The following is an 18,491-nucleotide window of genomic DNA, read 5'->3' on the forward strand; positions in this document are numbered from 1 at the left end:
TGCGGTCATGACCCGAGTAGCGTCAATCGGCGAATGCATGATCGAGTTGAAACAGGCTCAGGGCGGCCTGTATTCGCGTGGCTATGGCGGCGATACGCTGAACACCGCCGTCTATCTCGCCCGTCTGGGTGTCGACGTCGATTACGTCACGGCGCTGGGGGACGATCCCCTCAGCGATGAGATGGTTACAGCCTGGACGGCCGAGGGCATCGGCACCAAGCGTGTCGCCCGGTTGGCGGGTAAATTGCCGGGCCTCTATGTGATCCAGACCGACGACAGGGGCGAAAGGCGGTTCTTTCACTGGCGCGAAAGCGCAGCCGCACGCAGCCTGATGGATTTGCCGGAGACGGACGACATCCTGAATTCGTTCGCGCTACGATGTCGTTTATCTGTCCGCGATCACGCTGTCGATTCTTGGCGAGGACGGACGCGGGCGCCTGATGGCGGCGCTGAAGCGGTCGCGGCTGCTCGGAACCCGCTTTGCCTTCGACACCAATTTTCGGGCCCGCGGCTGGCCCGATCTCGACATCGCGCGCCGGGTTTTCGGCGAGGCCTTTGAGGCCGCCGATATCGTGCTGGCCTCGACGGAGGATCTGTTGCCGCTCTATCCCGGAGAAAGCAATACGGCGCTGATGGCGCGCATTTCCAGTCCGGAATTGGTGTTGAAGCTCGCGGAGCCCAATTGTGTCTTGCGTTTCGCGGGAGGCTCGCACGAGGTGAAGGCCGAGCCGCTGACGAAACCCGTGGTCGATACCACGGCGGCCGGCGACAGTTTCGCGGCGGCCTATATCGCTGCACGGCTTGGCGGCGCCGATCCGATCAAAGCCGCGCGCGCCGGCCATCGCCTTGCTGGCGTCGTGGTTGGTTATCCCGGCGCGATCATCCCGCGCTACGCGATGCCGCCCAGGAAATCACCCAGACCCGCTCCCTCCCGCAAGGCATCTCAATGAACGCGACATCGAAACAGGAACGACTCGCTGATCTGTTCAGGCAGGCGACCGTGATCCCCGTTCTCACCATCGAACGGCTGGAAGACGCAGTGCCGCTCGCAAAAGCCCTCGTCGCCGGCGGTGTTCGCACTTTGGAAGTCACGCTGCGCACGCCGGTTGCGATCGAGGCCGCCAAGGCGATGATATCAGAGGTGCCGGACGCCATCGTCGGCATCGGCACCATCCTCAACGCGGACGATCTGGTCCGCACGGAGGCGCTCGGCGCCAAATTCGGCATCAGCCCGGGCGCGACGCCGGAACTCCTGAAGGCCGCCGCCGCAAGCCGCTTGCCGTTCGCGCCCGGCATCGCCACCGCATCCGAACTGATGCTGGCGCTGGCGCACGGCTTCGATCTCGTCAAATTCTTCCCGGCCGAGCAGTCCGGTGGTATCAAGGCACTGCGCGCGTTGGCAGGGCCGTTTCCGAACATACTGATATGCCCGACCGGCGGCATCGGCGAGGCCAATGCGGCGTCCTGGCTGGCGGAGCCGAATGTGCTGGCGGTGGGCGGTTCCTGGCTTTGCCCGGCCGCCGACATCAGGAACGGCAACTGGGCCGGCATAACCGCCATGTGCGAGCGGGCGATGAAATCGCTGAAACCGGCCTCAAGATAGGTTACATAACGGGCCGAACAGGAACAGGGAGAACGACCATGACAGCCAGCATCGTCGGATGGGCGCATACGCCTTTCGGCAAGTTCGACGCCGAGACGGTTGAAAGCCTCGTGGTCAAGGTCGCGACCGATGCGATGGCGGACGCCGGTATCTCGGCCTCCGATGTCGACGAAATCGTGCTCGGGCATTTCAACGGCGGCTTCTCGGCGCAGGATTTTACCGCCTCGCTGGTGCTGCAGGCCGATCCGGAATTGCGCTTCAAGCCGGCGACACGGGTCGAGAACGCCTGCGCGACCGGGTCAGCGGCGGTGCATCAGGGCATCCGGGCGATCGAGGCCGGTGCTGCGAAGATCGTGCTGGTGGTCGGCGTCGAACAGATGACGCGGACGCCGGGCCCGGAAATCGGCCGCAATTTGTTGAAGGCATCCTATCTGCCGGAAGACGGCGACACGGTCGGCGGTTTCGCCGGCGTGTTCGGCAAGATCGCGCAGGGCTATTTCCAGAAATATGGCGACCAGTCCGATGCGCTGGCGATGATCGCCGCCAAGAACCACAAGAACGGGGTCGCCAATCCCTACGCGCAGATGCGCAAGGATTTTGGCTTCGAATTCTGCCGCTCCGAGAGCGAGAAGAATCCGTATGTCGCAGGCCCCCTGAAGCGCACCGACTGCTCGCTGGTGTCGGACGGTGCGGCCGCGTTGGTGCTGACGGATTCGGAGACCGCCAAGACCATGGGCAAGGCGGTGAATTTCCGTGCCACCGCGCACGCGCAGGATTTCCTGCCGATGTCCAAGCGCGACATTTTGCAGTTCGAAGGTTGCACCGTTGCCTGGCAGCGCGCACTGGAGAAGGGCGGCGTCACGCTGTCCGATCTCTCCTTTGTCGAAACCCATGACTGTTTCACCGTCGCCGAACTGATCGAATATGAAGCGATGGGCCTGACGCCGCGCGGGCAGGGCGCCCGCGCCATCAAGGAAGGCTGGACGCAGAAGGACGGCAAGCTGCCGATCAATCCGTCCGGCGGCCTGAAGGCCAAGGGCCATCCGATCGGCGCCACCGGCGTCTCGATGCATGTGATGAGCGCGATGCAGCTCGTGGGCCAAGCGCCCGAGGGCATGCAGCTCAAGAACGCAAAACTTGCCGGCATCTTCAACATGGGCGGTGCTGCGGTCGCGAATTACGTCTCGCTGCTGGAGCCCGTGAAGTAGAAGTTGTAAAGTCCACGATCCGTCACCGCCAAAGGGGGCGTCATGAGCAACGAGAGCTCGTTATCACTATCCGAACTCAACGATCGGATCGCGATCCTTCAGGCCAACATCCGGCAGCTGGTCGAACAGGCGGCCGGCGCTTCGGGTGAACAGAGCGAAGAGCGCATCGCGAACCGCATCAACCAGCAGAATGAAGAGCTCGAAAAATTGACCAGGGAACGGGACGCCCGCTCGAAGAAGTAGCCGCCGCACGCCGGCGCCGCATTGGTCGACGCCAGCCGCGTAGTCGCCGCCCCGCGGGTGGCTTGGCGCATACGCCCATACGCCTGGCGCCCTTGCTCTTGGCGAAGCGCTGCCGTTACTAGGCCCAGAAGCAATAACGCGGCCGAAATTGTCCGCTTGTCTGGGAGCAACCATGGGACCATTGCAAGGCATCAAGGTCGTGGACATGACGACCGTGCTGATGGGGCCCTATGCCACCCAGATGCTCGGCGATTACGGCGCCGATATCATCAAGGTGGAATCGCTCGATGGCGACGTGACGCGGCAGATCGGGCCGACGCGCCATCCCGGGATGGGGCCGGTGTTTCTCAACACCAATCGCAGCAAGCGTTCGATCTGTCTCGATCTGAAAAAGCCGGCCGGGCGCGACACGGTGCTGCGGCTGATCAAATCCGCCGACGTGCTAGTCTACAATGTACGCCCGCAGGCGATGGCGCGCTTGCTGCTCGGTTACGACGACGTCTCGGCCGTCAACCCGCGTCTGATCTATGCCGGCGTATTCGGTTTCGGCCAGGACGGGCCTTACGCCGCAAAGCCTGCCTATGACGATCTGATCCAGGGCGCGACCGCGCTGCCGGCGCTGATGGCGCAGACCTCTGACGGTGTTCCCCGTTATGTGCCCAATGCGCTGGTTGACCGCATCGTGGGCCTCACCGCGGTCGGCGCGATCTGCGCCAGTCTGGTCGATCGCGACCGCACCGGGCGCGGCCAGCGCGTCGATATCCCGATGTTCGAGACCATGGCCGGTTTTGTCATGGGCGACCACATGGGTGGTCTGACTTACGAGCCGCCGCTCGACAAGGGCGGCTATGCCCGGCATCTGTCGCCGGACCGGCGGCCCTACAAGACCTCCGACGGCTATATCTGCGTGATCGTCTACAACGACAAGCAGTGGGAGAATTTCTTCAAAGCCACCGGCCGCGACGACCTCCGCAGCAATCCGAAATTTGCGACCTTCGCCGGCCGCGCCGTCAACATCGATACGGTCTATGCGGAACTGGCGCGCATTCTCGGAACCAAAACCACCGCCGAGTGGAGCGATATCCTGGAGAAGGCCGACGTGCCGGTGATGCCGATGCACGACCTCGAGAGCCTGCTGACGGACCCGCACATCGTCGCGACCGATTTCTTCCCCGTCATTGATCACCCGACCGAGGGACGCATTCGCAACATGAAGGTCTCGGCGCGATGGTCGGAGACGCCGGTCGAGACGACGCGGCTGGCGCCGCGCCTTGGCGAGCACTCTGCGGAAATTTTGCACGAAGCAGGCTTCTCCGCGGACGAGATCGCCGCCATGGTACGCGACGGCGTCACCAAGGCCGCGCCCAACACATAGGACCGGGAACTTACAGGATTAGATCATGGATTTCGCGCTGTCAGCCAACCAGGAGTCGATCCGCGATGCCGTGACAAAAATCTGTTCGCATTTCGACGAGCTCTATTGGCTGAAAAAAGACAAGGAGGGCGGCTATCCCGCCGACTTCCACCGCGCGCTGGCGGATGCCGGCTGGCTCGGTATCTGCATCCCCGAGGAGTATGGCGGTTCGGGCCTCGGCATTACCGACGCCGCGATCATGATGCGGACGATCTCGGAATCCGGCGCCGGCATGTCCGGTGCCTCCGCCGTGCACATGAATGTGTTCGGGCTCAATCCGGTCGTGGTGTTCGGCACCAAGGAGCAGTGCACGCGCATGCTGCCGCCGATCATCGACGGCCGCGACAAATCCTGCTTTGCGGTGACCGAACCCAATACCGGGCTCAACACCACCCAGTTGAAGACCCGCGCCGTGCGCAAGGGCGACAGATATATCGTCAACGGCCAGAAAGTCTGGATTTCGACGGCTCAGGTCGCCAACAAGATCCTGCTGCTGGCGCGCACCACGCCGCTGGAGGAAGTGAAGACGCCGACGCAGGGCTTGAGCCTGTTCTACACCGATTTCGACAAGAAGCGCGTGGCCGTGCACGAGATCGAGAAGATGGGCCGCAAGCCCGTCGATTCCAACGAATTGTTCTTCGAGAATTTCGAAATCCCGGTCGAGGATCGCCTCGGCGAGGAAGGCCGCGGCTTCGAATACATCCTGCACGGCATGAATCCCGAGCGCATCCTGATCGCAGCCGAAGCGGTCGGGCTCGGCCAGATCGCGCTGTCGCGCGCTTCGGCCTATGCCAAAGGCCGCATCGTGTTCAATCGCCCAATCGGCATGAACCAGGGCATCCAGCACCCGCTGGCGAAGAACTGGATGGAGCTGGAAGCCGCCTGGCTGATGGTGCTCTCCGCCGGCTGGCAATATGACCAGGGCATGCCGTGCGGACCGGCGGCCAACGCCGCAAAATATCTCGCGGCCGAAGCCGGCTTCCACGCCTGCGAGCAGGCGGTGATGACCCACGGCGGCTTTGGCTATGCCAAGGAATACCACGTCGAGCGCTATTTGCGGGAATCGCTGATCCCGCGCATCGCGCCGATCAGCCCGCAGCTCATTCTCAGTTTTATTGCCGAGAAGGTGCTGGGCTTGCCGAAGTCGTATTGAGATGAGGGCACACTCTCAGACCGTCATTCCCGGGCGCGTCGAAGGCGCGAACCCGGAATCTCGAGGTTCCGGGTTCGATGCTTCGCATCGCCCCGGAACGACGGAGTATTCATCGCCATGAGCTTCATCACCGGCGTTGGCCTCACGTCCTACGGCAAGCACGAGGGCTCGTCCTCGCTCGATCTCATGAGCAAGGCGGCCGGGCTTGCGCTTGCCGACGCCGGGCTGAAACGATCCGACATCGACGGTATCCTCTGCGGCTACTCGACGGTCTCGCCGCACATCATGCTCGCGACCGTGTTCGCCGAGCATTTCGGCATCTGCCCATCCTACGCCCATGCCGTGCAGGTCGGCGGCGCCACCGGGCTCGCGATGACCATGCTGGCGCATCATCTGGTCGATGCCGGCGTCGCCAAGCATGTGCTGGTGGTCGGCGGCGAAAACCGTCTCACCGGGCAGAGCCGCGACGCCTCGATCCAGGCGCTGGCCCAGGTCGGCCATCCCGATTACGAGGTGCCGCTGGGGCCGACCATTCCCGCTTACTACGGCCTGGTGGCGTCGCGCTACATGCACGAGTATGGCGTGACGGAGGAGGATCTTGCGGAGTTCGCGGTGCTGATGCGCAAGCACGCGCTCACGCATCCCGGCGCCCAGTTCCACGATCCGATCACGGTCGCCGACGTGATGGCCTCAAAACCGGTGGCGATGCCGCTAAAGCTGCTGGATTGCTGTCCGGTATCCGACGGCGGCGCGGCGTTCGTCATCAGCCGTGAGGCTACCTCCGAGGCGGGCGTGCGCATCCGCGGCTGCGCGCAGGCGCATACCCACCAGCACGTGACGGCAGCACCGGCTCTGAGCGAACTCGGCGCCGAGATTGCGATCGCCAAGGCCAAGGCCGCGTCGGGCGTTGCGATATCGGACGTGCGATACGCCGCGGTCTACGACAGCTTTACGATCACGCTGGCGATGCTGCTGGAAGATCTGGGCCTTGCCAGGCGCGGCGAGGCGGCGGCGCGGGTGCGAGCCGGTCATTTCGGCCGCGACGGCGACATGCCGCTCAATACCCATGGCGGGCTGCTCAGCTACGGGCATTGCGGCGTCGGCGGCGCGATGGCGCATCTGGTCGAGACCCATCTGCAGATGACGGGGCGTGCCGGCAATCGCCAGATCCGCGACGCCTCGATCGCGCTGCTGCATGGTGACGGCGGCGTGCTGTCGTCGCATGTCAGCATGTTCCTGGAGCGGGTGCGATGAGTGAAAGACTCAGGGATTGGACCAAGGGCGAGGCGGCGATCGTCTATCAATCCTGCGGCGCTTGCGGAAAAGTGCAATATTTCCGCCGCGCATTTTGTGCGGCCTGCGGGGCGCCGGACCCGGTGGAGAAACGCGCCAGTGAGGTAGGGACCGTTTACGCCACGTCGCTGGTGTGCCGCGCCGCGACGCCGGAGGCCCGGGCGCATGTTCCCTACAACATCGTTCTGGTCGATACCGCGGAAGGTTTTCGGATGATGGCCCATGGCGACAACGATCTCGCGATCGGCGACAAGGTCATCGCGCGCTATCAGCAGTTCGCTGGGCGGCTGGTTCCATACTTTGCGAAAGCGAAGTGAACCTGCGGCGTCGTTGCAACGAGGCCTCACGAAGCAATCCAGACCTACGCGATACTGTCAATCCGGATTGCTTCGTCGCTTACGCTCTTCCCACTGACGCCGATACTACGCGTACAAACACAGTGGCAGCTTTCACCGCCAGTAGAAGATAATACCGGCGATGACGAGCATCGCCGTCACCGCCAACATTTGCGCAAGCGCCTCCGAGGCCGCCCTCTTGGTGGCTTCCTTCATGCCTGTCTCCCTAGACTTGGGCGTGACTCATCGTTGCGCGAAGCGCTTTCGACGGTCATCATTTTTACTCGGAACACCCCGCGACGAGTATTCGCTTTGATGAGTCCCCACTCAGCGAATATCGACCGTGCCAAGGTCGAACAGCAATGCGGCGGCATTTTGACTCAGCCGTGTTGCTCTCGCGTCAAACGCCGGATAGGGTTTTGGAAACCGTCCGACAACGATAATCGAAACCCAGGTGAGAAATGGCCCGTATCGACTACAGCGATCCCGCGAAAGCCAGCGACCGCACCCGCGAAATCCTCGGCAAGAACCGCAATGCCAATATTTTCCGGATGATGGCGCATTCGCCGAGCTATTTCGAACAATATTGCCGGCTGGGTGGCGCGATCCGCCACAAGGGTGAACTCGATCCGGTGGTGCGCGAACTCGCCATCACCCGCACCGGAATCCTGTGCGAGGCGCCGTACGAGATCGTCGCTCACAAGCGCATCGGCAAGAACGTCGGCGTCACCGATGAGCAGAACGAGGCGCTGGAGAACTGGCAGTCGGCCAAATGCTTCAACGAGGTGCAGCGCGCCGCGCTCGCCTTCGCCGATGAAATCGTCAAGCTGCACAAGCCGACGGATGCGACCTTCAACGCCATTGCCTCGAAACTGACGCCGGCCGCGCTGGTCGAACTGCAGCTCTCGGTCGGCTTCTACATCATGACGTCGAAGTTTCTGGAAACCTTTGCGATCGACATGCAGCCGGTGACGGATGTGGTGAGCTGACCTGGCGGCAGTGCTAGAGCCGCGCCGCTGTGTCGATCAGTCCCGCGGACCGTATCGCCGCAGCGCCTCCAGCGTCAGTCCCTTGCCGACGGCGCCAAAGCTATCGCCATCGACGATGCGGGCCAACGGCACCGCCTTTTTGATTGCGTTGCGGACATGGGCGAGCCGCACCGAGCCTCCGGTCAGGAACACGGCGTCGATATCATCGGCGGCCAGTCGCGCCTGGGTGAGGCAGTTCTTGATGCGGGCCGCGATGCGCTCGGCCAATTGCCGGGTGTGGCTGACGAGATCGGGGCGGCCGATCGCGGCGCTGAGGCCGGGCGCGACCCATTCCAGCGGGATGTCGGCGCGGCGCTGGTCGGACAGCGCGATCTTGGCGTCCTCGACCTCCATCGCCAGCGTATGGCCGCGCTGTTCGTCGACCACGCGCACCAGCCGGTCGATCAGGGCCGGCTCGCTGGCTTCCTGCCGCACCTGACGGATATCCGCGATCACCCGCGGCTCATACATGCGGTTGATGCTCGACCAGGTGGCGAGGTCGTGGAAATAGCTCGAGGGCACGTCGAGCCCGGCGCGCTTCATCGCGCTGCCGAAGCCGAACAGCGGCATCACGACGCCGAGGCTGAGCTGGCGGTCGAAATCGGTGCCGCCGATGCGCACGCCGTCATTGGCGAGGATATCGGCCGAGCGGTCGGCCTTGCCGTGACGCTCGGGCCCAAGCCGCACGATCGAGAAATCCGAGGTGCCGCCGCCGATATCGGCGATCAAGGCGACTTCCTCGGACGTGATCTGGCGTTCATATTCGAGCGCCGCGGCGATCGGCTCGAACTGGAAGGTGATGTCGTCGAATCCGATCTCGCGCGCGATCTGCCGCAGCGTCTGCTCCGCCTTGCGATCGGCGTCCGGCGCGTTGTCGACGAAATGCACGGGGCGGCCGTGCACGACGTCGCGCAACTCGCGATCGATGGCCTGTTCGGCGCGCCGTTTCACCGCGCCGAGATAATAGGCGATCACGTCGCGGAAGCTGGTCCGCTCGCGTCCGAGCCTCGTGGTCTCGTCGATAAGCGAGGTGCCGAGCACCGATTTGAGGCTGCGCATCAGCCGGCCGGGGGCGCCGTCGACATAGGCCTCGACCGCCCTGCGGCCGATCAGCACGGCGCCGTCCACCTCGTAGAAGATCGCGCTGGGAATCGTGGTGTATTCGGCCTCCATTGCCGCCAAAACCGGCGCATGGCCTTCGATGGTGCCGAGCGTCGTATTCGACGTTCCGAAATCGAGTCCGCAGATTGACATGGGCGCTCCAGAGGAAGCGTCCGTCTACACACTACGGCGCCATCGATCCACCCTTATCTTGCTGCGCAACAAGAGGGCGCCGCTTCGGACGGGCTGGATGACCCCGGCCACCGAGTGGCCTTGATCCACAGATCAATTTCTTTCTTGCGCCGGGTTGATAAATCGATCTGTCATGGTCCATAAGCGGCGTCCCCGCGGCAAGCGACCCGGCCGCCGCGACCTGTTTGGAAAGAACCTTCGTGGCAAACATTCATCGGCAGATTGCGCAGGAACTCGGTGTCCGCGAGCAGCAGGTCGAGGCGACCGTGACCCTGCTCGACGGCGGCGCCACCGTCCCCTTTGTCGCAAGGTACCGCAAGGAAATCACCGGCGGGCTCGACGATACGCAATTGCGTACGCTGGAGGAGCGCCTGAATTATCTGCGCGAACTTGAAGAGCGCCGCACCGCCATCCTCAATTCGGTCCGCGAACAGGGCAAGCTCGATGCCGCGCTGGAAGCGGCGATCCTCGCCGCCGACAGCAAGGGACGGCTGGAAGACATCTATCTGCCGTTCAAGCCGAAGCGCCGGACCAAGGCCGAGATCGCCAAGGAGGCGGGTCTCGAGCCGCTCTCGGAATTGTTGCTGACGCAGCCGCAAAACGATCCACAGGTGGTCGCCGCAGGTTTCGTCGATGCCGATAAGCAGGTGGCCGATGTGGCTGCGGCGCTCGACGGCGCGCGCGCGATCCTGGTGGAGCGGTTCGCCGAGGACGCCGATTTGATCGGAAGCTTGCGCGAGCAAATGTGGTCAAGCGGCCTGATGGCCTCCACGGTGCGCAAAGGCAAGAAAACCGAGGGCGAAAAATTCAAGGACTATTTCGACTTCAGCGAGCCGCTGCACAAGCTGCCATCGCACCGCATCCTGGCGATGTTCCGCGGCGAGAAGGAAGAAATCCTTGAGCTGCAGGTGCTGCCGGATGCGCAGCCGCCGGCCACGACAATGCCCAGCTCGTATGAACTGAAGATCATGCAGCGTTTTGCCGTCTCCGACCAGGGCCGTCCCGGCGACCGCTGGCTGGTGGAGACGGCGCGGTGGGCGTGGCGCACCAAGATCCAGGTGCATCTCAACATCGACCTGCGGATGCGGCTGTGGACGCTGGCCGAAACCGAAGCCGTCCGCGTGTTCGCATCGAATTTGCGCGACCTGCTGCTGGCGGCGCCGGCCGGCGCGCGCGTCACCATGGGCCTCGATCCCGGCTTCCGCTCCGGCGTCAAGGTTGCAATCGTCGACGCCACCGGCAAGGTGGTGGCGACCACGGCGGTCTATCCGCATGAGCCGCAGCGGCAATGGGATGCGGCGCTGGCGACGCTCGGAAAGCTGGCGGTCGCGCACCGCGTCGATTTGATCGCGATCGGCAACGGCACCGCGTCGCGCGAGACCGACAAGCTCGCGATGGACCTGGTCAAGCTGCTGCCGGACCTGAAAATGTCGAAGATCGTGGTCTCGGAAGCCGGCGCGTCGGTCTATTCGGCCTCGGCCTTTGCTTCCGAGGAATTGCCCGAACTCGACGTCACCTTGCGCGGCGCGGTGTCGATTGCGCGGCGGCTGCAGGATCCCTTGGCCGAACTGGTCAAGATCGATCCGAAGGCGATCGGCGTCGGCCAGTATCAGCATGACCTTGGCGAGACCAAACTCGCGCGCTCGCTCGATGCCGTGGTCGAAGACTGCGTCAACGCGGTCGGCGTCGATGCCAACACCGCTTCCGCGCCGCTCTTGGCACGGGTGTCGGGCATCGGTTCCGGGCTGGCGCAAAGCATCGTGCAGCACCGCGACGCCAACGGTCCGTTCAAATCGCGCAAGGCGCTGAAGGAAGTGCCGCGGCTCGGGCCGAAAGCATTCGAGCAATGCGCCGGGTTCCTGCGCATCAATGATGGCGAGGACCCGCTCGATGCTTCCGGCGTGCATCCGGAAGCCTATCCGGTGGTGCGACGGATTCTCGGCGCCACCAAGAGCGACATCAAGGCGCTGATCGGCAATGCCGAGATCGTGCGCCAGTTGAAGCCGCAGGCTTTCGTCGACGACACTTTTGGTCTGCCCACGGTGACCGACATCTTGCGCGAACTAGAAAAGCCCGGCCGCGATCCGCGTCCGGCCTTCAAGGCCGCGGTGTTCAAGGAAGGTGTCGAGGAGATCAAGCACCTCAAGCGCGGCATGATCCTCGAAGGCACGGTGACCAACGTCGCCGCGTTCGGCGCCTTTGTCGATATCGGCGTCCATCAGGACGGGCTGGTGCACATCTCGGCGATGTCGAAGACCTTCATCAAGGATCCGCGCGAGGTGGTGAAGTCCGGCGACATCGTCAAGGTGAAGGTGCTGGAGGTCGAGGTCGCCCGCAAGCGCATCGCGCTGACCTTGCGTCTCGATGACGAGGTGGGCGCCAAGGGCCCCAAGCTGACGGAAGGCAAGCCGCGCGATATTTCCCGGGCGCAGATGACGTCGCAGGCGCCGCGCAAGCCGCAGGAAGCCTCGGGTGGCGGCGCGCTCGCCGAAGCCCTGCGCCGCGCCAGCGAGAAGTCAGGGCGCGGCAAGAACGGCGCTTAGCCCAGCTTCAGCCGCGCGGGTCTACGCGCCATTTTCAGGTCTGGCCGATCAGCTTTTTGCAAAAGACAGCGCGTCGCCGATCGCATCGCGGGCTTTCCAGGCCAGATGGGTCAGGCGGCCGGCGAACAGGTCATGCCTTCGCAGGCTGCGCGATGTCAGGACATGGCCGACCTCGTCGGGAAACCGGCTAGCCTCGGCATCCACCAGGGCGGCGATCTCGTCCATGATCTGGCGTAGCCGCTTGCCCCATTCCGATTCCTCGAGTTCGCGGATACGAACCCGCAGTGCATATTCGGTGTTGTAGACATCGATCAGAATATCGCGCGCGACGATGACGCGGTTGTTTTTCAGCGCCATACGCAGCGCCTGACGTTTGTCGTCCATCTGGTCCAGCACCATCGACACCGCGATCGCGTTGGGCGTGGCAGCGACATCGGCGGCGCTCTTGCTGCGCGAAGCTTTGGTGGCGAGGCGGATCAACTGCCAGGGCGTCTTGAGGCGTGTTGCGACCAGCGCCAGCGCAAAGGGCAGCGCGTCGGCATCGGTCTTCCGGAACGCCGCGAGCTGCGCGGTTATCTTGTTGACCTGCGCGTCGTCGAATTTCGAAATCTTTGCCGGCAATGCTTCGTTGAACTTTGCAATCGCCTCACGCGCGCGCAGCACGACCATGATCTTGATCAGGTCGCCAAAGGCCGAACGCGATGCCGTGTAAGCCGCGAGTTTGGCGCGCGCCCGCTCACAGCCCTCGGGCGTCTTCAGGAATCCCTCAACCGCTTTTGTCACCTTGGTCTGGAAAGTCACGGCGGCCAGCTGCGCTTCCTTATGTTTATCGGAAGCGATCAAGCCTTTCATTTTATCATTGTAGTCGCGCGCCATGATCGGCAGCAGGTCGCGGCCGATCCATTCCCAGATCGGGGCCAGCGAGCCGCGCGCAATTCTCCCCGAATTGTCATGCTCGGGCGCGCCGTCGACGAGCAGGGGGCCGAATGGCGCGAAAAAGTAACTGGACGGACTGGCGCTACCTTCTGGCGATCCATCCTTGCGTAACTCGGCGCGCAGCCTGGCCCGGATGTCCGCCGAACCCGGCATATCGATGCCGCACAATTCCAGCCGCTCCAGCTCGGCGAGGAGGCAGCTCTGCGTCGACGGGTTCAACCGCCGCAGGAATTCCCAGATCCGTTCGACCTGCATCTTGGAAGTCCGCAGCGTGTTCGGTGGGAGATGTTAGGTGAAATCGCGCCTCTTTCCGGGCGCGTGGAGCCAGAGGAAACCACAAAACAGTTCGTCATAAATTAAGAAGGGCAAACTAATACCGGCCGGCGACAGAGCCGTTGTGCCGTCGGATTTGGCGAATTTCAGCACGTTCAGGCAGCAACGGATATGATGCTCTATGTCTGATTGAAAACGGGCAGCAATTCTTCGCTGCGCGTCTCCTAATTCGACGTCAGCAGATTGACCCTGGCATTGGCGAGGATCAGGCGGTCGGCGAGCAGTTGCGCAAGGTTGCGCATGATCCGTTCGCCGGCGCGCGGATGCTGCCTGCGAAACCGTTCGAAATCGCGCAGCGATATCTCGTAGGCGGTCGCCGCCATATCGGCGAGCACGTCCGCCGAGCGGCTCGGCTCCAGCAGCGCCATCTCGCCGAACGGCATGCCGGCTGTCAGCGTTGCCAGCCGGATGCCGTCGGGCAGGGTGACATGCACCACGCCGCTTCGGAGAAAGAACAGCGATGTTGCGGGATCGCCGGTGGTGATGATCTTTTCGCCGGGCTGATAGGTCCTGATCGCGGCCAGCGAGGCGAGGTCGGTCAGTTCCTCTTCGGTCAATCCCGCCAGCAGCCGCTGCTCGGACAGCTCGGTCGCGTCGAAAAAATCGATCGACCCGCCGTGACGATAGACCACCTGGTCTTCCGCCCATTCGATCGCGGCATCGAGCAGGAAATAGTACCGCATGTTCGCGAGGCTGTCGGTCCACTCCGCGATCGTCCTCCATTCCTCCGACGCCCGCTTGATGCCAGAGACGATCACCGTGACATGAAAGGCCGCCAGCTCGCGGAATTCCTCGGCGAGCAGGCGGGCGCCCGCGCGCGTCATCGAGGTGACCCGGCGAAGATCGAAAATGACGAATTGCGGGCGCGGGTCGGCCGCGATCCGGCGCGCAACATAGTCGACATTCGATAACGACAGCGTCCCCATCAGCTCGATGACGCGGACATCCTGACGGTGCGCGGCGAGGATGTTCTGCTCATGCGGTCGGCGGCTGCGCCGTGACGGATTTTCGCCGATATTATAATCGGCAATGATGGCGCTGCGCGCGTTGTCGCTGCGGTTGAGCATGTGCAGATCGTAGTGCGACGACAGCGCCTCGCAGACCTTGATGCCGCGCACGCTGTTGCCGTGCTTGTCGAGCTTGGGCGAATAGCTGCCGAGCCCGAGCCGCGCCGGCAACGCCGCCAGAATGCCGCCGCCGACGCCGCTCTTGGCCGGGATGCCGATGCGGTAGATCCATTCGCCGGCATAATCGTACATGCCGGACGAGGTCATTACCGACAGCGTGCGCGAAATCGCGTAAGCGCTCATCACCTGTTCGCCGGTCACCGGATTGACGCCGCGATTGGCCAGCGTTGCGGCCATCACGGCGATGTCGCGCGCCGTCACCAGGATCGCGCATTGCCGGAAATAGACATCGAGTACGGAGACGACGTTCTCGGTGATGACGGCGTTGGTGCGCAGGAGATAGCCGATGGCGCGGTTGCGGTCGCCGGTCGCGCTTTCCGAGGCGTAGACGGATTCATCGACGTCGAGATCGCGCCCGGCGAAGCGGCCCAGCGCCTGCCGGATGCATTCGAACGCATCCGCGCCCTTGGCTTCGTGGATCAGGCCGGAACAGGTGATCGCGCCGGCATTCACCATCGCGTTGAACGGGTGATTGTCCGCGTTGAGGCGGATCGAATTGAAGGGATCGCCCGACGGCTCGACGCCGATCGCGCTTTCGACGCGCCCCGCGCCAAGAGTGTCCAGGGCCAGAGCGAACACGAAAGGTTTTGACATCGACTGGATGGTGAAGGGCACCTTTGTGTCGCCGACCTCATAGACGTGGCCGTCGAGGGTCGCGAGGCTGACGCCAAAATGGTCAGGGTCGGCCTTGCCGAGCTCAGGGATGTAATCGGCGACCGCGCCGCTGGTATCCGCAGCGTATTCCTCATGACAGGCGTTCAGGAACCGCAGCAAGGGCGGTTTCGAGCTGGTCCAGGCCGGAGCGCCGGTGCGCGATACTTTCATCGTTCCCGTTCTGCCGCGCAATCACCGCGCGCGCAACTTGATCCCATGGGTGCGCGCCAATTGCGCGGGAATGCGGCGGCCGTGAAGGCGCCAGCTGGCGGATTCCCGTTTGTTTCGCCATGCGAAACTTTTTCCTTGGCGGATCCCATCGTTGCGGAATGTCGCCGGTCGTGCCGGCGCACATCTGCCGCCCGCCGTCGTGACGCCTGCGTCACCGGACAGATTATCGCAGATGAGTTATGCGCCGAGCAGGTTAGGTTTCGACGATGGCGACGGCCTGGCCTTCGGCAATCATTTCGTCGATTCTGACCAGTATCGCCTTGATTTTCCCGGCTGCGGTCGTTGTCACCGGTATTTCCATCTTCATGGCTTCGACGAACGCGATCTCGTCGCCATCGCCGACGTTGCTTCCGGCATCAACGGGAAGCGCGCACACGCGGCCGGCAACTTCGGTGACGATCTTGATATCTGGCATGCCAATCTCCGGGACCGCGTGACGTGACAATTTCGTCCCGTGAACGGCTTTTAGTTGTGGCCGCAGATTGCCTGAGGTAGCTTGATCTGCAAGTGGAATTTTATTCCGTGCAACGGAATGGAGCCAGATCATGGGACGACGCTCGGAGCGGCTTAGCAAACAGGGAATGCTCGCCAGCGATCTGGCGGGCGAGGGCGATGTGATTCAGGTGGTGTCGCGGGCCTTCGATGTGCTGCGCTGCTTCGAGGGTCACGAAGCCCGGCTCGGCAATCTCGAAATATCCAACCGCTGCGGATTGCCGCGATCGACCGTATCGCGGCTCACGCACACGCTGACGCGAATGGGCCAGCTCGTCTATCTGCCGCGCGACCAGAAATACCGAATCGGCCCGAGCGCGGTGGCGATGAGCACTTCGATGATGAAGGGCTTGCAGCTGCGCAATTTGATCCGGCTGCGATTGCAGGACGTCGCCGAGCAATTGCCGGGCACCGTCGGCTTCGTCATCCCCGATCGCTTTCATCTCGTCTATCTCGAATTCGCGCGCGCGGCGAATGCGCTTGGCCTGCATGAGACCACTGGAAGCCGCATCGCGATGGCGAGCACGGCGGCGGGCCATGCCTACACCGCAGCCCTCGATGTCGATGTCGGCGACGCGCTGATTGCGGAGATGGAGCGCGAGGTTCCGGAAAGTTCGAGGATATTGAAGCCGCGCATCGAGAGTAATCGCCGCCATCTGCGCGAGCACGGTTACGTCGTCGCCTGCGGCCTCTGGAGCCCGCATATCAACGGGCTCGCGGTGCCGCTGTGGTCGCCGCAATATCAAACCTATGTCGTGGTGACGATCGGCCTTCTCTCCGTGATGTATGATGAGAAACGGCTGCACAAGGAAGTGGCGCCCAGGATGCTCGAACTGGGCGCGGCGGTCGGCGGCCTGCTCGAAGGCGCCGATGGCGACATCTTCACCTCCCGGCTGGAGAGGAAAGCGATTCCGGTGCCAACCCATAACAACAATAAAATGATCAGGACGGAGGATACGAATGAACTGGAAGCCGGAACTCGACGACCTCGCCCGGCGCGAAGCGTTCGCGCGGGAGATGGGAGGCGTTGACAAGGTCAAGCGACAGCATGACCAGGGCCGGCTCACCGTTCGCGAGCGCATCGACAAACTGGTCGACCAGAACAGCTTTCACGAGGTCGGCGCGATTTCCGGCGTCGCCGAATACGACGAGAAAAGCGAACTCAAGCATCTGACGCCGGCGAACTGCGTGTTCGGCCGCGGCAAGATCGACGGCCGTCCGGTGGTCGTGGTCGGCGACGATTTTACCGTGCGCGGCGGCTCGGCGGATGCGTCGATCTCGACCAAGCCGCTGATGGCGGAAGAGATGGCGCATCAGTTCCGCTTACCGATCATCCGCGTGATCGAAGGCTCGGGTGGCGGCGGCTCGGTGAAGACCATCGAAACCAGGGGCGCGGCCAATCTGCCCGGCGGCGTCGGCAGTACGCGCGCGTACTGGTTCACGACCGCGAACATGGCGCAGGTGCCGGTGGTGGGTTTGGGGCTCGGCTCGGTCGCGGGTCTCGGCGCGGCCAGACTGGCGGCCACCCATTACTCCGTGATGACGAAGAATTCCGCGATGTTCGTCGCGGGGCCGCCGGTGGTGAAGCGCCTCGGTCAGGATTTGACCAAACAGGAGCTCGGCGGCGCCGAGATCCAGACCCGGGCCGGCGGCATCGACCATGCCGTCGATACCGAGGAAGAAGCCTTTGAATGCGCCCGGCGCTTCCTGTCCTATCTGCCGTCGTCGGTTTATAGCCTGCCGCCGACGACGCCTTGCACCGACGATCCGGAGCGCGCCGAGGAATCCCTGATGAAGGCGGTGCCGCGCAATCGCCGTCAGGTCTACAAGATGCGCCCGATCATCGATGCCGTCGTCGACAAGGGCTCGTTCTTCGAGGTGGCTGCGAATTTCGGCCGCCCGGTCATCACCGGGCTCGCGCGGCTCGAAGGCCGCGCGGTGTTTTTGCTGGCCAGCGATCCCTTTCACTATGGCGGGTCGTGGACGGCGGACGCGTGCCAGAAGGTGGTGCGCTGGGTCGATTTCGCCGAGACCTTCCATCTGCCGGTGGTCTATCTGATGGATTGCCCGGGTTTCATGATCGGGCTCGAGGCCGAGAAGTCGGCCACCATCCGCCACGGCGTGCGGGCGATGGCCGCCGTCAACCAGTCGACCGTGCCCTGGTGCACCATCATCGTGCGCAATGCGTTTGGCGTCGCCGGCGTCGTGCATCAGCCGGCCAACCGCTACTCAATGCGCTACGCCTGGCCGTCGGCCTATTGGGGCTCGCTGCCGTTGGAGGGCGGCATCGAAGCCGCCTACCGCGCCGACATCGACGCGGCGGACGATCCGGCGGCGAAACTGAAAGAGATCGAGGACCGTCTCAACAAGCTGCGCTCGCCGTTCCGCTCGGCCGAAAAATTCTGGGTCGAGGAAGTGATCGATCCCCGCAAGACTCGCTCGTTGCTGTGCGAGTTCGCGCGCCTCGCCGAACCGATCCGCACGCCGGGCCCGGCGACCAGTATGACGATCAGGCCGTAGTTCCCGTCATTGCGAGGAGCGAAGC

The 18,491-nt window shown here is 63.5% G+C and carries 15 protein-coding genes and 1 pseudogene; 12 read left to right on the forward strand and 4 right to left on the reverse strand.

Annotation, left to right across the window (positions count from 1 at the left end; all coding sequences use genetic code 11):
• Positions 1–7: 7 nt before the first annotated feature.
• From NL528_RS19445 to NL528_RS19485, 9 genes and pseudogenes are all read left to right on the forward strand, one after another.
• Positions 8–950, forward strand: a pseudogene (locus tag NL528_RS19445) (sugar kinase).
• The gene (gene eda / locus NL528_RS19450) at positions 947–1,603 is read left to right on the forward strand and encodes a bifunctional 4-hydroxy-2-oxoglutarate aldolase/2-dehydro-3-deoxy-phosphogluconate aldolase (protein ID WP_309184291.1); all 657 of its coding nucleotides are present in this window, start codon (positions 947–949) and stop codon (positions 1,601–1,603) included. The pseudogene NL528_RS19445 and the gene eda overlap by 4 nt, the downstream one beginning before the upstream one ends.
• A gap of 38 nt (positions 1,604–1,641) precedes the next feature.
• Positions 1,642–2,811 (forward strand): acetyl-CoA acetyltransferase, encoded by a 1,170-nt coding sequence (locus NL528_RS19455; protein ID WP_074277507.1) that lies wholly within the window; start codon positions 1,642–1,644, stop codon positions 2,809–2,811.
• Positions 2,812–2,853: 42 nt separating this feature from the next.
• Positions 2,854–3,054, forward strand: a complete 201-nt coding sequence (locus NL528_RS19460) for a hypothetical protein (protein WP_074277506.1) — start codon at positions 2,854–2,856, stop codon at positions 3,052–3,054.
• Between the two features lie 172 nt (positions 3,055–3,226).
• Positions 3,227–4,429: a CoA transferase gene (locus NL528_RS19465; protein ID WP_309184292.1), complete on the forward strand. Its 1,203-nt coding sequence runs from the start codon at positions 3,227–3,229 to the stop codon at positions 4,427–4,429.
• Between the two features lie 25 nt (positions 4,430–4,454).
• Positions 4,455–5,621 carry an acyl-CoA dehydrogenase family protein gene (locus NL528_RS19470; RefSeq protein WP_309184293.1) on the forward strand — a complete coding sequence of 389 codons (1,167 nt, stop codon included), beginning with the start codon at positions 4,455–4,457 and terminating at the stop codon, positions 5,619–5,621.
• Positions 5,622–5,738: 117 nt separating this feature from the next.
• Positions 5,739–6,875: a thiolase family protein gene (locus NL528_RS19475; RefSeq protein WP_309184294.1), complete on the forward strand. Its 1,137-nt coding sequence runs from the start codon at positions 5,739–5,741 to the stop codon at positions 6,873–6,875.
• A complete protein-coding gene (locus tag NL528_RS19480; RefSeq protein WP_309184295.1) occupies positions 6,872–7,231 on the forward strand; it encodes an OB-fold domain-containing protein in 360 nt (119 codons plus the stop codon). The genes NL528_RS19475 and NL528_RS19480 overlap by 4 nt, the downstream gene beginning before the upstream one ends.
• A 479-nt stretch (positions 7,232–7,710) precedes the next feature.
• Positions 7,711–8,238: a carboxymuconolactone decarboxylase family protein gene (locus NL528_RS19485; protein WP_309184296.1), complete on the forward strand. Its 528-nt coding sequence runs from the start codon at positions 7,711–7,713 to the stop codon at positions 8,236–8,238.
• Positions 8,239–8,274: 36 nt separating this feature from the next.
• On the opposite strand, the gene NL528_RS19490 is transcribed toward NL528_RS19485, so the two are convergent.
• The gene (locus NL528_RS19490) at positions 8,275–9,531 is read right to left on the reverse strand and encodes an Hsp70 family protein (protein ID WP_309184297.1); all 1,257 of its coding nucleotides are present in this window, start codon (positions 9,529–9,531) and stop codon (positions 8,275–8,277) included.
• 239 nt (positions 9,532–9,770) lie between these two features.
• Between NL528_RS19490 and NL528_RS19495 the strand changes: the two genes are divergently transcribed.
• Positions 9,771–12,113: a Tex family protein gene (locus NL528_RS19495; RefSeq protein ID WP_309184298.1), complete on the forward strand. Its 2,343-nt coding sequence runs from the start codon at positions 9,771–9,773 to the stop codon at positions 12,111–12,113.
• 48 nt (positions 12,114–12,161) lie between these two features.
• Here NL528_RS19495 and NL528_RS19500 read toward each other — a convergent pair whose 3' ends face one another.
• The 3 genes from NL528_RS19500 to NL528_RS19510 form a co-directional block, all read right to left on the reverse strand.
• Positions 12,162–13,304, reverse strand: coding sequence for a hypothetical protein (locus NL528_RS19500; protein WP_309184299.1), 1,143 nt, complete (start codon positions 13,302–13,304; stop codon positions 12,162–12,164).
• A gap of 242 nt (positions 13,305–13,546) precedes the next feature.
• Positions 13,547–15,394, reverse strand: coding sequence for a glutaminase A (gene glsA / locus NL528_RS19505; RefSeq protein ID WP_309184300.1), 1,848 nt, complete (start codon positions 15,392–15,394; stop codon positions 13,547–13,549).
• A 253-nt stretch (positions 15,395–15,647) separates the two neighbouring features.
• The gene (locus NL528_RS19510) at positions 15,648–15,869 is read right to left on the reverse strand and encodes an acetyl-CoA carboxylase biotin carboxyl carrier protein subunit (protein WP_309184977.1); all 222 of its coding nucleotides are present in this window, start codon (positions 15,867–15,869) and stop codon (positions 15,648–15,650) included.
• Positions 15,870–15,999: 130 nt separating this feature from the next.
• Here NL528_RS19510 and NL528_RS19515 point away from each other — a divergent pair, with 130 nt between their 5' ends.
• Both NL528_RS19515 and NL528_RS19520 read left to right on the forward strand, forming a co-directional pair.
• Positions 16,000–16,977, forward strand: coding sequence for a helix-turn-helix domain-containing protein (locus NL528_RS19515; RefSeq protein WP_309184301.1), 978 nt, complete (start codon positions 16,000–16,002; stop codon positions 16,975–16,977).
• The gene (locus NL528_RS19520) at positions 16,907–18,466 is read left to right on the forward strand and encodes a carboxyl transferase domain-containing protein (protein WP_309184302.1); all 1,560 of its coding nucleotides are present in this window, start codon (positions 16,907–16,909) and stop codon (positions 18,464–18,466) included. The genes NL528_RS19515 and NL528_RS19520 overlap by 71 nt, the downstream gene beginning before the upstream one ends.
• The last annotated feature ends 25 nt before the right edge of the window (positions 18,467–18,491 follow it).

Origin of the sequence: Bradyrhizobium sp. Ash2021 (assembly GCF_031202265.1) — a bacterium.
Taxonomy (GTDB): Bacteria; Pseudomonadota; Alphaproteobacteria; order Rhizobiales; family Xanthobacteraceae; genus Bradyrhizobium.

What these genes read in the sequence shown, in the direction of transcription:
- NL528_RS19485 (WP_309184296.1), top strand. Translation starts at nt 7,711, where the DNA reads ATGGCCCGTATCGACTACAGCGATCCCGCGAAAGCCAGCGACCGCACC.
- NL528_RS19510 (WP_309184977.1), bottom strand. Translation starts at nt 15,869, where the DNA reads ATGCCAGATATCAAGATCGTCACCGAAGTTGCCGGCCGCGTGTGCGCG.
- NL528_RS19465 (WP_309184292.1), top strand. Translation starts at nt 3,227, where the DNA reads ATGGGACCATTGCAAGGCATCAAGGTCGTGGACATGACGACCGTGCTG.
- NL528_RS19515 (WP_309184301.1), top strand. Translation starts at nt 16,000, where the DNA reads ATGGGACGACGCTCGGAGCGGCTTAGCAAACAGGGAATGCTCGCCAGC.
- NL528_RS19460 (WP_074277506.1), top strand. Translation starts at nt 2,854, where the DNA reads ATGAGCAACGAGAGCTCGTTATCACTATCCGAACTCAACGATCGGATC.
- NL528_RS19500 (WP_309184299.1), bottom strand. Translation starts at nt 13,304, where the DNA reads ATGCAGGTCGAACGGATCTGGGAATTCCTGCGGCGGTTGAACCCGTCG.
- NL528_RS19470 (WP_309184293.1), top strand. Translation starts at nt 4,455, where the DNA reads ATGGATTTCGCGCTGTCAGCCAACCAGGAGTCGATCCGCGATGCCGTG.
- glsA (WP_309184300.1), bottom strand. Translation starts at nt 15,394, where the DNA reads ATGAAAGTATCGCGCACCGGCGCTCCGGCCTGGACCAGCTCGAAACCG.
- NL528_RS19490 (WP_309184297.1), bottom strand. Translation starts at nt 9,531, where the DNA reads ATGTCAATCTGCGGACTCGATTTCGGAACGTCGAATACGACGCTCGGC.
- NL528_RS19480 (WP_309184295.1), top strand. Translation starts at nt 6,872, where the DNA reads ATGAGTGAAAGACTCAGGGATTGGACCAAGGGCGAGGCGGCGATCGTC.
- NL528_RS19475 (WP_309184294.1), top strand. Translation starts at nt 5,739, where the DNA reads ATGAGCTTCATCACCGGCGTTGGCCTCACGTCCTACGGCAAGCACGAG.
- eda (WP_309184291.1), top strand. Translation starts at nt 947, where the DNA reads ATGAACGCGACATCGAAACAGGAACGACTCGCTGATCTGTTCAGGCAG.
- NL528_RS19520 (WP_309184302.1), top strand. Translation starts at nt 16,907, where the DNA reads ATGAACTGGAAGCCGGAACTCGACGACCTCGCCCGGCGCGAAGCGTTC.
- NL528_RS19455 (WP_074277507.1), top strand. Translation starts at nt 1,642, where the DNA reads ATGACAGCCAGCATCGTCGGATGGGCGCATACGCCTTTCGGCAAGTTC.